Source organism: Lentisphaera araneosa HTCC2155 (genome assembly GCF_000170755.1).
GTDB classification, from domain to species: Bacteria; Verrucomicrobiota; Lentisphaeria; order Lentisphaerales; family Lentisphaeraceae; genus Lentisphaera; species Lentisphaera araneosa.
In genome coordinates, this window is the sequence record NZ_ABCK01000016.1 from 111,076 (window position 1) to 124,766 (window position 13,691).

At 40.9% G+C, this 13,691-nt stretch carries 11 protein-coding genes; 1 reads left to right on the forward strand and 10 read right to left on the reverse strand.

The window, feature by feature from the left end; translation table 11 throughout:
• Positions 1-94: 94 nt before the first annotated feature.
• The 7 genes from LNTAR_RS16065 to LNTAR_RS16095 form a co-directional block, all read right to left on the reverse strand.
• Positions 95-1,567 carry an IS5 family transposase gene (locus tag LNTAR_RS16065; protein ID WP_007279791.1) on the reverse strand — a complete coding sequence of 491 codons (1,473 nt, stop codon included), beginning with the start codon at positions 1,565-1,567 and terminating at the stop codon, positions 95-97.
• A 230-nt stretch (positions 1,568-1,797) separates the two neighbouring features.
• Positions 1,798-3,021, reverse strand: coding sequence for a tetratricopeptide repeat protein (locus tag LNTAR_RS16070; protein WP_007279792.1), 1,224 nt, complete (start codon positions 3,019-3,021; stop codon positions 1,798-1,800).
• Positions 3,021-3,767, reverse strand: coding sequence for an energy transducer TonB (locus tag LNTAR_RS25940; protein WP_007279793.1), 747 nt, complete (start codon positions 3,765-3,767; stop codon positions 3,021-3,023). The genes LNTAR_RS16070 and LNTAR_RS25940 overlap by 1 nt, the downstream gene beginning before the upstream one ends.
• A complete protein-coding gene (locus LNTAR_RS16080; RefSeq protein ID WP_007279794.1) occupies positions 3,767-4,174 on the reverse strand; it encodes an ExbD/TolR family protein in 408 nt (135 codons plus the stop codon). Before LNTAR_RS16080 ends, LNTAR_RS25940 begins: the two co-directional genes overlap by 1 nt.
• Positions 4,174-4,803, reverse strand: a complete 630-nt coding sequence (locus LNTAR_RS16085) for a MotA/TolQ/ExbB proton channel family protein (protein ID WP_007279795.1) — start codon at positions 4,801-4,803, stop codon at positions 4,174-4,176. Before LNTAR_RS16085 ends, LNTAR_RS16080 begins: the two co-directional genes overlap by 1 nt.
• Positions 4,800-6,143, reverse strand: coding sequence for a MotA/TolQ/ExbB proton channel family protein (locus LNTAR_RS16090; RefSeq protein ID WP_007279796.1), 1,344 nt, complete (start codon positions 6,141-6,143; stop codon positions 4,800-4,802). The genes LNTAR_RS16085 and LNTAR_RS16090 overlap by 4 nt, the downstream gene beginning before the upstream one ends.
• Positions 6,143-6,883: a DUF3450 family protein gene (locus LNTAR_RS16095; protein WP_007279797.1), complete on the reverse strand. Its 741-nt coding sequence runs from the start codon at positions 6,881-6,883 to the stop codon at positions 6,143-6,145. Before LNTAR_RS16095 ends, LNTAR_RS16090 begins: the two co-directional genes overlap by 1 nt.
• A gap of 494 nt (positions 6,884-7,377) precedes the next feature.
• Here LNTAR_RS16095 and LNTAR_RS16100 point away from each other — a divergent pair, with 494 nt between their 5' ends.
• Positions 7,378-8,529, forward strand: a complete 1,152-nt coding sequence (locus LNTAR_RS16100) for a DUF6607 family protein (protein WP_007279798.1) — start codon at positions 7,378-7,380, stop codon at positions 8,527-8,529.
• A gap of 31 nt (positions 8,530-8,560) precedes the next feature.
• On the opposite strand, the gene LNTAR_RS16105 is transcribed toward LNTAR_RS16100, so the two are convergent.
• The 3 genes from LNTAR_RS16105 to LNTAR_RS16115 form a co-directional block, all read right to left on the reverse strand.
• Entirely contained in the window at positions 8,561-10,384 is a 1,824-nt protein-coding gene (locus LNTAR_RS16105; RefSeq protein WP_007279799.1) for a hypothetical protein, read from the reverse strand.
• A gap of 144 nt (positions 10,385-10,528) precedes the next feature.
• On the reverse strand, positions 10,529-13,111 hold the full coding sequence (gene clpB / locus LNTAR_RS16110; RefSeq protein ID WP_007279800.1) for an ATP-dependent chaperone ClpB: 2,583 nt from the start codon (positions 13,109-13,111) through the stop codon (positions 10,529-10,531).
• 228 nt (positions 13,112-13,339) lie between these two features.
• The coding region (locus LNTAR_RS16115) for a nitroreductase family protein (protein ID WP_007279801.1) at positions 13,340-13,691 on the reverse strand (352 nt) is incomplete at its 5' end.

Here is a 13,691-nt window from a genome sequence, read left to right on the forward strand (position 1 = left end):
TAGTTCAAACACATATTGATATGAACAGTAGGACTGACGAGTATTTGTTCTATTACCAAAGCAATAAATTCGTTTATTGAACTGTAGTTAGGGGCTACTGAATAATAAGTGTTTTGAATAAGATAACTTGAGGACTTCCTTGAACCTGCCTAATGATTCGGCGGAATGTATTAATAATGGAAAAGTAAACAACGGCTATAAAGGCCATTGCCTTCTCCAAATTCATCACCATGAATATAAGAGCGATAAGGCTCTTCGAAGAGCCTTTGATTTTTGTAAATATTCTCTCTAATTTGTATCGTCTTTTCGCAACTCCAAAGCATCCTTCAACCGTATTTCTCACTGCCTCATCTTGTCGTTGAATTTCTTTTTGTTCTTTACGAAGTTTCAGATCTTTTGGAGGTCTTCCTAAACAGGGTCCGCTTATTCGTATTCCGTGTTTTTTACAGTAGGCTCGATTGACTTTGTTACGGTATATCTTATCAGCGTGCGCTGATTCGGGGTAGTAACCAAAACGATCTTTATATTGTTCAATTTGAGAGATAAGTTCCGAACCTTCGTTGTATGCGTCGAAATTTATTGTATCGAGAAAACTCCAGCCGTCGACAACACTAATAGATATCTTTGCACCAAACTCGGTATGAGCACCTGCTTTGCCTCGCACAATAGGGCGTACGTGCGGTTGATGAATGCTTACAATTCGATCATTCACACTCTTTACATTATTATCATACATATATTGCTGTTGCTGGTAAAGTGTATCGATCACTAATAAATCACGGTATAAATTTGACTTCAACAAGGATAGGTCTGCGTACTTTTTGAGCTCATTTATACTGGAAAGGTTTCTTCTTACTGAATTCAACTGCTTCTCGAGAGCTTGACGTCTTTTCTTTTTCGAAGCACGCTTTTGTAGTACGATACTCAAGAAGCTTTTCCTTCCGATCTCACGGTAAGTTCGAGGTTTTACTTTCTCATCCACATTAGATCGATTGCGCCAAAGTATATCAATAATGTCTTCTGTTTTCTCACGAGCTTTGTTTAATAAACCTAAGTCAGTTGGGTAATGAATGTCGGCGGGAACACAACTGGCATCAACAATTATCGAGCCTTTATTGCTCGGTGGCTGATCATCATCAGAGTCATCGTCAGAAACATCTGACTTTTCTCTAGTAGCGGAATGTAAGAGTTCGTCAATATCCTTGATACCTTGGGCGTTGAATCGTTTTCTGAAGTGAGTCATCATACTTGAATCAAATGGAGCTTTTTGTTCATATCGCTCAAGACCTATGAAGTATTGCATATAGGGATTTTCGGCAATCGTCTCAACCGTTTCTTCATCGGTTAAACTTAGCTTCACCTGAATGATAAGCGAACCAAATGCTGCACGAGCAGATATTGCCTTAGGGCCTTTCTGACTAGTGAAGTTTAAAGCGTAGATCTCTTCTACATCTGACCAAGGAATTAGAGTGGATAATTTCACCCAACGGTTATCTACATTGAGTGTCGTATCCAGGAAATAAGGGAGGTTGGCCATTTTCGGCTCTAAACTCGTGTTTTTGTACATCTTCTGCAAACCTAATGACTATTTTGAGGTGTTTTGATTACAGATAATATAGCACTTTTTTGTGTTATGTATCTTATAATCAATAAGATATATATTATTCAGTGGGCGCTAGTTAAGAAGCGAACCAGGTCTTGTGACCTTAAGCTTCAATCTAGATTCCTGTCTCTAAGGGGAGTTTCCTTATATCAAGTTGAGGTAAAAAAGATGCTCGAACTTTATGTGCACATATTTTACTGGGGCAGACTATCTAGGATGTTTCGGGCAAAGGCCTTGGAGTTTTTATCAGCATTTGAGTCGATGACCGCGCGGGCATCGTCTTCAGCTAGTGACCATTGCTTTTGAATGAGATAGATTCGCGCTCTTCGCAGGAGGGCGTTATTCATTAAGTCCTTGTGCTTCATACTGCGCGTGTAGAAGTCAATGGCGACTTCGTAATCAGCGATCTGATCAGCGAGTTGCGCAATTGACATAAGCGTCATGCTATTATTCGCATTGTACTTTAGGGCTTCGCGATAGAGCTTGATCGCTTCATCTGTTTTACCCAAATTCATTTGGACTTGAGCGAAAGTCTGTAAGTAAGTTTCTTTATTCTTGAACTCAGTAACTTTAAGTGCGGCAAGGATTTTTGCGGCTTCAGCAAATTTCTGGATATTCATCAAGGCATAAGCTTGTCTCAACTTAGCATCGGCTTGGAGCTCGCCTTCAACTTGGCCAAAGTACTTGGTCGCAGATAAATAATTCTCTTGTGAATAATAGAGTCCAGCTAGATTTAATTTTTCCGTATCACTGAGTTTAAAAAGTTTTTCGAATAAAATAAAATTGGCGAGGGCTTCCTCGCTTTTATTGAGCTGATTAAAACAAGAAATATAAGTTAGCCAAGTATTGCGATCTTGAGGCGTATCTTCAATAATTTCTTTAGCAATTAAGAGCGCCTCAGTGTAGTTTTCTTGACGCATGCGTATGTCGAGGAAATACTTTTGTAATTGAGCGTTCTCAGGGTCAAAGAGGCGAACATTTTCGAAGGCGAACCAAGCGGCTTGCCAGTTTTCTAAACTCATGTGAACATAGGCGAGGTTCTTCCAAATACTGGCATCGCCACTGCCTTGGCTGATCACTAAGGAAAGGTGTTTGAGTGCAAGTTTATGCTTAGCCTGTTCAAGGTAGATAAAAGCGAGGGCTTTATGAGCTCGTGTAAACTCGGGGAGTTTTTTGATGGCTTTATTGAATTGGCTGAATGCCTTGCTTTGGTCTTTTTTATCGAGGTATAGGCTGCCTTGTAAATAATCAAAAATTGGAGAGCGCTTTTCATCCATCTTGTTGAGTTTTTCTAAAGCTTTATCAGAATCCTTACCCATGAGAGCAATGATTTCCTGATATTGAACTTTTTGCTCGCGGGGAACCGTGGGCTCAAGTGCGAGAAGAGTGAAACTGAGGAAGTAGAGGAGGTACTTCATTATTTTAACCTGAAATCGTAATTAATAATTCTTTTAGAACTGACCACGCGACCATTTTTTGTAGCGGGTTTGTAGCTGTCTGCGAGTAAAGCTTTGATACAAGCCTTATCGAAAATCCCGCGATGCGGTGATTTTAAAATTTTGTAGGTCGAAACTTGACCTTCTTTGGTGATTAAAACCTGGACGCTTAAAGTTCCTGTTAAACCGCGCTGCATCGCTCGTCGAGGGTACACGGGTTGAACAAATTTGAGACGTCGGGCTTGCTGATCAACTTCAGTGAGTTCAAAGACCCCAGAATAATCAACTGCCGACTCACTGCTTTTAGTAGTTTGGACAGGTGCTGTTGGCCTTGCTTCAATAGCAAAGTCGGTCTCAAAGTTTTGACTGAGAGTCATGGGGCTCAGTTTAACTTCGCTCGCAAAAGAAATGGGAGGGAGATCAATTTTAATATCCACAGTTTTCATAGCCTGAGGGATAGGAGGCTGAGGGACAGGTTTGATGAGCTTTTTGACTTCCTTAGGCTTATCCAGTTTTTTGTTGAGTTTTTTAATCTTTTTCTTTTTGATTATCTGCGGGATTTCTCTTATTTCAATATCTTTTACAGTGACTTGAGGAGCGCGGTTCATCAAAGGCAGGATAAGGAAAAAAGCCGAGCCAAAGACGATGGCAAATAGGCAGTTCATCCAAGCTTGTTTATAGGAAGAATTAGAGCTACGGTAGATGAGGATTTCGCTGTTGTTGACCATTATTCAGTCTCCGTGGCGAGGCTGATTTTTTTAGCACCAGCTAAACGGCATTCATCCATGATATCGGCTAAGTCACCAACATCGGCATCAATGTCAGCCATGATAACCACGGCTTGTTCTTTTGAAGTGATTTTTTTAGCGACGTAAGAACGCAGGCTATTAAAGGAGATGTCGCGACCGTCCGCACGCAATTTGCCTTCTTCCGTTAAAGCAATCATGATATTCTCTTTAGCGACTTTACCTGCAGACTGCTGAGAAGGACGTTCTATATCCATTCCTTTATCTTTGGCAAAGACCGAGGTAACAATAAAGAAAATCAGTAGGATAAAAACCATATCAATGAGCGGGGTCATGTCGACGTTTTGAGTGTCGTCATCCATTTTTAATCTTGAGTAGAGGCGTTTCATTAGGAGACTTCCTCGGAGCTATTGCCCAATTTGGCAATATGGTAAATTAAGCGTTCGAGTTCCATGGAGAGACGGAGGAACTTTCTTTTCAAATAGGCCGAAGCAAAAACACCTGGGAGGGCAATGAGTAGGCCTAATTGCGTTGTTAGCAAAGCCTTGGAAATCCCTTGGGAGACATGGGTGATATCGCCCGACTGACTCAGAGCCGCAAAAGTTTGGATCATACCAGCAACCGTTCCTAGCAAACCGAGTAGGGGTGCTGATTTCACTAGAGCATTGAGCACGCCAAATTCTTTGTGGATGCTATTAATCTCAGTGATGCTCGCTTCTTCATAACGTTCTTTGAGAGTGATTTTACGGTGATCATTGGTGGCGAGAACGTAGTTGATCACTTTGGGGATAACGCCTTTTTTCTTACCGAGCCAAAGACGAATATCCTCTTTGTTTTTACCATCCAAAAGAAGGTGGGTAATTTCTTTGCTTAAGTGACTAGTGTTGAACCAGGTTCGCGTCAGCTTTTGGTGGAGTTTCAAAAGATAAATCCACGAAATAAATGACAAAAACCAAAGGGCCAAGGCAAACCAACCTGCCTCTGACCACATGTCAATCACTGTTTGCCAATAAGTCATTCGGCGCGTAAACCATTAATGAAGCTTAAACTCGCTTTTTCCAAGTTGGACACGATGCTACGAAGGCGTCGGTTGAGCAGGGCATAAGTAATGAGTGTGGGAATGGCGACTACAAGGCCCACTTCAGTTGTGACCAGGGCCTCGGAAATCCCTAAAGAGAGCTGATTTGTATCGGCTGTTCCATAGATGCCAATCATTTCAAAAGTTTTGATGATGCCCATCACTGTACCAAGAAGTCCCATCAAAGGGGCAGCTCCAGCAGAAACGGAGAGGATATGCATGAGGCGGTCGAGGCGGGGGAGCTCACTGAGAATTGTCTCGTTGAGTAGTTCTTCTAAGTCCTCACGAGGAGCATCTTTGTACTTGATAGCTTCAGAGAGTAGGGCGCGAATGGGCTTTTTAAGAGTACTGACGTATTCTTCGGCCTCTTCTGACTTACCTTCTTTGAGTAGGGTGATTAATTTAATCACCTTATCATCGTACTGACTGCGAATGCTAAAGAGTTGAATAAACTTATAGAGAGCGATGAGAATACAGATAGCTCCGAGTAGAAGAAGTGGGTAAACCATAATGCCACCCGCTTTAAGGTGATCTTGCATCGTTTTCTTTTTAGCCGAGTCTTTAAAAACTAAACCATGACTAAAATCTATATTCAGAGAAAAGGAAGCATTCTTTGCGAAGTCCGCAAAAGCTTGATCCGTATCTGCTACTGCGGTGATTTGTGGGTAGATAGAATTGCGTTTCTGCGTGCCAATACCACTGAGTTGATCTAAGCGGTAATAATATTTAGCACGGCCAAGGGCGAGTACTTCGGCTTCTTGGACGAGGCCTTGGCTATCGGCAACTTTTCCCTGGCTCAAGTAGATTTTGAGGCCATCAGTCATAATAGCTTTCGATAAATCAAAGTTTGCGGAGAGCGCATCTTGATAATTCTTTTGTTCTAGGGCTTGATCCCAAGCCTGATAAGCTTTCTGATTTTGATCATTTTCTCTTTGCGTTAACAAGGTTTCGAACTGACGTCTTTGCTCACTGACAGTGCTTTGGAAAGTTTCAATTTCTTGTTCAAAAGTTTCAATTTCAAGCGTGATTGCCTCGAGTTCTTTTTGAACCTTAGCAATTTCTTCGTCAAGATTCTGACTGCCTAAGCTTTTGAGTTCATTTTTTTGACTATCCATCTCAGTGAGTAAGGATTGACGTTCAGAAAAAATGGCATCTTGCTGCTTATTCAGTTTTTCATTCGCTTCAAGGTAGCTTTTTTGTAATTCTTGTGAGGCTTTCTGAAGATCCACGGCATGTGTATTGAAGACACAAAGAAGCAGTAGGGGGAAGAGCTTTTTCATTAGTGAACTCCTCCTAGCTTAAGCTTCACAAGTTCAGGACGGCCTTCGCGATCGTATTGTGAGAAAGCCGAAGTGATTTCTTTGAGCATAGCTAGCTCAGCTGAGGCATGCCATTTGCCTTTGGCGAAAGTTAAACTTCCGCAGAGTGATTTATCTTTGTTGAGGAAATAGCCTTGAGCTGTGCCAATGTAGAGGCAAGAGACTTGCCATTCTTTACCTTCAATCACATGCGTTTCGGTGACGAGATGAAGTTTGCTCTGTAATTCGAGGTAAGCTTGAGTATAAACTTGTATGTCCTCTAAGCTTTGAGTTAAGGCATGATCTTTTTCGAGTTCAGCTCGTTCACCATTGAGTAAAACTTGTAAGCCTTGCGGTAAGTGTGGGTGCCAAGTCTGAAGTAAATCATTTTTGTACTGCTGCAACAAAGATTCGTAACTGACTTTACTTTTGACGAGCTGAGCCTTTTTTGACTTGGCATCAAGGAGCAGAGTCTGCAGTTTTTTGAGCAATTCTTGCTTTTTTGACTTGTCGTTTTTTGCCACTTCAATTTGTTTACTGAGTAGGGTGATTTGAAGCTTGAGGACCTGACTCTCTTCTTTCCAATTCAGTTCTTCATTTTGAATTTGTAATTCGATTTCGTTCGTTTTTTTTATGAGCTCTAACATGTCCTTTTGCGTAAGGTCTTTTGCAGTCAAAATCAGACTGCAAAGGCAAGCTAGAGTAAGCCAAAGTTTTTTCATTTAATTTCCGTAGGTAATCAGCTAATAATTTTTCCGAGAATCTAGTTTAAAAAGATGATTTTTCTATGTTAATGAGACATATTCTCAATTTTATAAAAAGTCAGCGATTTGTACCATAAAAAAGGGAGACACGAAGTCTCCCTTTTAACACCATAGATAAACAAACAAGTCTTAAAAAGAACATTGATAAATCTACTATAAGCAACTTTGAATATCATTCAAACGTAATTGAGATTAAATTTTATTTGAATGGTGATTGACAGTGTGAGAGGGGGCGGAGTAACGTTAATTTGTGATAAGGACATTGAGTGTGAGCTATAGTATGACAAAGTTTTATTGGGTAGAAAGTAAAGCCGTCGGTAATGAGAGCACATGGGACTTAATTCATCTAGCTTGTATTATTTACAGAAGTAGTGGTGTTTTACTTCTAATAAGAAAGGATATATTTTACTCTAAATTTTTTAAGTTAAGGATAAATAGCTAGGGAAAGAAATATGTTTAGAGTGGCTTTTGTTTGTTTAAGTTTATTTTTATTTGCTTCATGTTCGAGCAGTGAAAAGGGTGAGTCCGAAGCTGTTAAAGAAAAACAGGACTTTGTCGGACCTTCTCAGGTTTTTGGCTGGCCATTTTTAGAGCCATCAACAATGAAATCACAGGGAGGGATGACCACAGGTTCACCAGTAAGTTTAGATCACGACGAGAGTGTATGGAAGTCATTACAGGAAGAGGGGATATCGAAATTTGAAAGAGATCGTCGTGCAATTTTGGCTATGGCGGGAGATTATCGAGTCAGTTTTCAGTTTCTGGAAACGGCAGGTTATACAGTAAAGTTTCATCCCGCAAGACCTTACTTTTCCTGGGGGACGGAAGCCATCCGAGTGATTAAGGATGACGGGAAAGAAATTAGTCTTCAGCATACTTTATGTATGTGGTTTAAAGGTGAGAATGGAGAGCTTCAAGGTCCTATGGTGATGAAACACTGGCGACAAGATTGGAAATATGAAGATACATTTAGTTGGGATTACTTAGCTGATAATAAATGGCAAAAACAAACACATTCTGCAGAACAAATCGCAGGTTCATGGTCACAGAAAGTATTTCAAGTAGATGATTCCCCTAGGTATTTCACGGCTGGTAAATGGGTGCATAATCAAGGAGTTTCGACATGGCGCAGTGATGTTCATCGCAGGCCTCTGCCTCGTCGTGAGTTTGCGGTGAGAAGTGATTATAATATTCTTCAAGGGATACACGATATAACGATCACTCCAAATGGTTGGGTACATTTTCAAAATAATAACAAAGTTAATCGAGTGGGGGATGATTATACCCAACTTTCTCAGGAGACGGGTATTAATCGCTACGAACGAATTTCAGAACCAGAGCTGACATCAGCTGACGAGTACTGGGAGAAGACTTCAGCTTATTGGGCAGAAGTCCGTAAAGTATGGGAAGAGAAATTAAGTCAACGGAGTCAGTTGAAAATTAAGAGCAAGCACGAAGGCAAAAAACTCTACATGCATCACTTCTCCTATGCAGGAGCTATCAAAGCCGGGGAGTATGATTCCCAAGCAGGGAAAAAACATGCTCGAGAAACAATAGAATCATTTTTAGAGGATACAGATAAAAATCAAAAAAGTTCTTATTAAATTTAAGAAAACTTAACCGAGCAGAATGAAATTAATATAGAACTTCGATGCCGTCTTGAATATAAATTAGTACGTCACTTAATTGACTATGGGAATAAGTTGTATAATGAGTTCCATCTAGCTCGTTAGAACCAGTGTCGATAAACTCTCCAACAAGACCTTCATCATCTAAAATAACAGTATCATTTACATCGCCTAGAATACGGCTTGTATCTATATTAATCAATTCATTAAGACCAATAGTCATTTCTAGTCCTTCATCGCCGATACCTAAATTGAGTATTGAAGGTGGAGTCTGTATTACGGTACTAATAGTTAAGCTGTCTAGAATTAGAACATCATTATTATTACTAGAATCAAGTATAATTTGATCATCTAAGGGAGAATTGCTTAAGGTAATACTGTCATTGGACTCAAAAATACTGCCGTTGGAACTAGGTGAATTGCTGATTTTGGGTTCGATTTCTTTTACGGCAATTTTTTCGTCATCAATAATAAGAGAAAAGCCCTTACTGTTGGTGTAGACTAGATGTCCGGATTCATTGTGACCTTGATTGTACCAGTTTTCGCCATCTTCAAAAATGATTTTTCCTTTGCCTTGTACAAAGGCTTCATCATAGTCACTTTCATTAAAGAAAAGATTTTCAGTGACTTTAATTTTTGCTTTGTTTAGCTCGATGGTTTCAAAAGAATTTATAACACTATCTTCATGAAATGTCGTGTTCCCATTTAAATAAAGCGTGTCGTCCCCAGCCTCACCACCAGCGGTTAACTTAACAGAGCCAGAAAGGTGAAGTGAGTCATTTCCATCACCCATAAGTAAAAGCACTTCAGAAGATTTTGATTTGAGGTAAATTGCATCATCAGCAGAACCTGTCACTAAGAGAGCCCCACTAGAGTCGATTTTCACCTGTGCTAAAGTTTGGCTGTCAGTTTCGTTGATATATTCAGCCCAAGATTCTTGTTTTAAGTTTAGACTTATGTTTGAGGACTCTCCCTCATTTCCCTGTTCTTGTTCAAATAAAAATGAACTCGATTTTTTTAATTTAGCAGATATTTGATGCTCGCCAGCAGAGGCTTTTATAGAGGCTAAGGACTGCGAAAGCTTGAATTGTGCATAGATATCCACTTCATGGAGGTTTTGGATATAGATTTCCGATAAATTGTTGGCTTTAATATTGAAGTTATATGATGAATCAATACCTTCTCCGCTAGGAATAACAGTGTCAAACGTTAATAACGATTGCTTAAGTTTTACTAGGACTTTTTGATGTCCACTTCCAGTTTCAATCTCAGCTATCGAATGATAATTTTCACCTTCATATGAAGCATTTTTCATATTTAAATTAAATGTATTATTACCATTTCCATTCATTTCCGTCGAAAAATAGGAACCTTTCATCGAAACATTAAAGCTATTCTGGCTATCTTCGAGAAGAAAGTACATGTCAGAAAACTTAGCCGAAGCTTTAAGTGTATTTTCCGAATTTGATTCAAACAAGCCATGGGATATAGCACCATAAGACTTTAGCTTTACCATATTTGAACCAGTGCCAGGTTTATAGTAAGCCTCAGATTCAATCCCCAAGTTTAAGCTTATTTTGTCATTCCCTTCTTGCGTAGAAACCCCACCATAGTAATAGTTGGCTTTTAAAGTGATTTTATCATTTTGATTCCCACCATAAATATCACCTTCAAATTCTTTACTTTTAACAGTAATAGTATTCTTGAATGCTTCCTCGACACCTACAATATCTGCAGAAATGTAACTCTGTTTAAAGCTGGCGTTAAGGTTTTTATTTATGTAGCGAAAGTCGTAATCCCCAAAACTATTGATAAAACTTTGATATTTCATCCTTTTCTCCCAAAAATGTGTTTGGTCAAAAATTAATGTACTTTGTAAAAAGCACAACTTAGAAATACAAACTTGTCTTGAATATAACTAAAAACGCAGGTGAATTGGATTTACCTGCGCTTTTAGTTAAGAGGGTAATTAAGATTAACTGAGTTTGAGTTCGTCGTTAATGAGTTTGATATTGATGCGGCTGGAGTCCTCTAGATCACCTGCGAGCAACTTACGAGCAATCATGGTCTCGAGCTGACGTTGCAAGTAGCGTTTGAGGGGACGGGCACCGTAAACGGGGTCGTAACCTTGTTCGCCAATGAATGCTTTAGCATCATCACTAATGCTTAATGTAACTCCTTGATCTTTGAGACGCTTACTCAAGTCTTGCGTCAAGATCGAAACAATTTTGACGATCTCGGATTTCTGCAGTTGTTTGAAGAGGACGATTTCGTCAATACGATTGAGAAACTCGGGACGGAACGAGGCTCGGAGTTGATTCATAACTTCATTGCGAGCTTGCTTGTCCTGTTCTTCATCTTGGCCTTGGATCTTTAAGAGATGTTCGGAACCAATATTTGAAGTAAGGATAATCACTGTGTTTCGGAAGTCCACAGTACGTCCACGGGAATCAGTCAAACGACCATCATCGAGTAGCTGTAAGAGAATGTTGAAGACATCAGGGTGCGCTTTTTCAATCTCGTCAAAGAGTACGACGGAGTAGGGCTTACGGCGAACCGCTTCGGTAAGGTAACCGCCTTCTTCATAACCCACGTAACCGGGAGGAGCCCCAACTAAGCGAGATACAGAATGTTTTTCCATATACTCACTCATATCAATTCGAATGAGGTCTTCGGAATCGAAAAGCGAATAAGCTAAGGTTTTAGCCAGCTCAGTTTTACCAACACCTGTTGGGCCGAGGAAGATGAAGCTACCTATTGGACGGCGAGGATCTTTGATGCCCGCACGAGCACGGATCACGGCATCGGCGACAGCTTGCACGGCTTCGTCTTGGCCAATGACTTTTTCGTGAAGTGTTTCGTCGAGTTTAAGCAGTTTTTGTTTCTCACCTTCAACGAGGCGGGTTACTGGAATCCCCGTCCAACGTGCAACCACATCGGCAATTTCTTCTTCCTCAACACGTTCGTGAATGAGAGCATTTTCTTGAACGCGCGCGGCTTCTTCTTCCAGTTCTTTGATTTCCGCTTCGAGCTGAGGGATATCGTTGTACTGAATTTGAGCTAGGCGTTCGTAGTCTTGGCTATTTTGCACATTCTGGAACTCAGTTCGCAGTTCATCGAGCTGCTCACGTTTATTACTCACGGCTTGAATGGCTTCTTTTTCTTTCTGCCATTGGGCGCGCATAGTGGAAGAACTCTCCTGAAGATCAGCGAGTTCTTTGCGCAATTGTTGCAGACGTTCTTTAGAAGCTTTATCTTTTTCCTTTTTGAGAGCGACTTCTTCAATTTCTAGTCGCATGATTTTACGGGTAATTTCATCTAATTCCGCGGGCATGGAGTCAATCTCGGTACGAATGGAAGCACAGGCTTCATCCATGAGGTCAATAGCTTTGTCCGGTAAGAAACGATCTGAAATATAGCGATCGGAAAGTGTTGCGGCTGCCACGAGTGCGGTGTCCGCAATTTTGACGCCATGGTGAACTTCGAAGCGTTCTTTGAGCCCACGGAGAATAGAGATGGTGTCTTCCACATTGGGAGCATCGACCATGACGGGTTGGAAGCGACGTTCGAGTGCAGCGTCTTTTTCGATGTATTTGCGGTGTTCGTCAAGAGTTGTGGCACCAATGCAGTAGAGTTCACCACGGGCAAGCATGGGTTTGAGCATATTGCCCGCATCGGATGAACCCTCGGTTTTACCCGCACCGACAATGGTGTGAATTTCATCAATGAAGAGGATGATTTGACCGTCGGCACTTTTAATTTCTTTGAGAACGGCCTTGAGTCGTTCCTCGAAGTCGCCACGGAACTTGGCGCCTGCCATGAGTGCGGTCATATCTAAAGAGAAAATAGTTTTATCTTTGAGTCCTTCGGGGACATCGCCACGAACAATACGTTGAGCGAGGCCTTCGATAATAGCTGTTTTACCAACGCCAGCTTCACCAATGAGGATCGGGTTGTTTTTGGTTTTTCGAGACAGGATCCGAACGATAGAGCGAATTTCAGTATCGCGGCCAATAACGGGGTCGAGTTTGCCACTACGCGCTAACTCAACGAGATCAGAGCCATATTTCTCGAGTGCTTCGTAAGTATTTTCGGGATTGGGAGAGTCACATTTTTGTCCACCACGTACACTCATACAGGCCTCCTTTAAACTTTTGTGATTGATATCAAATTGATTTAAGACTTTACCTATATCACTGTTTTTACTTTCGTGAGTACTCGCAAGTAGAAAATGTTCTGCACTCAAGTAGGTGTCATCCAATTTTTTCGCTTCTTTTTCCGCCTTACTTATAAAGGGAGTGATACGTGAAGAAAAATAAACTTCGCTTGGATTTGAGAGTTTGCCTCTTGCATCGAGGCCTTGTTTTAACACAGCGGTAAAATCTGCGGACTTCGCATTGCAGCGGTCAATAATGCGGGCAGCAAGGCTCGGTTCTTGATGAAGAAGGGCATAAACGAAGTGCTCAACATCGAGTTGTTGATGCTGTAATTCAGTAGCTAAGCTTTGAGCCGCAGCTAAAGCCTCGCGTGACTTTTCAGTAAAATGATTGATGTCCATAATGTTTCCTTTAAATTATTTGATTCATTATAGAAAAGGATTGGTGCCAGTGACTCATTATTAATTTTAAATTCTTAATTCTTAATTGATTATGTCTTTTTGTGAAGAGTGGAGTCTTTTTGGGTGTGACAATATGTTCAGGCAATGACACAGTTCTTAGTAGCAGGCTGTCACACACAAAAGAAAAGCCGAAGGTTAATTCGGCTTTTCTATTCAAAATGATATTTATTAAAAGCGGTTTTCAATCACGACTTCTTCGTAATCAAAACTACCTGGACGTGGCCAAGGTTCTTTTGTCCCTTTACCAATGGCAATACACATGGAGATGATATGATCTTCAGGTAAATTAATGAGTTTTCCTACGGCATCGAAATCGAAACCATCCATGGGGCAGGAATCGTAACCCATTTCTTTGGCTGCAAGCATAATGGTTTGAGCGGCAATGCCACAGGAGCGTAAGCCTTCGTCGCGTTGAACACTCGGCTTGTCGCGGTAGTAACCGTCGATAGCTGGAACGAGGATATCCTGAACTTCTTGAGGGGCTCCAGTCCACAAGGCAGCAGGAGTCTTTTGCCAAGTT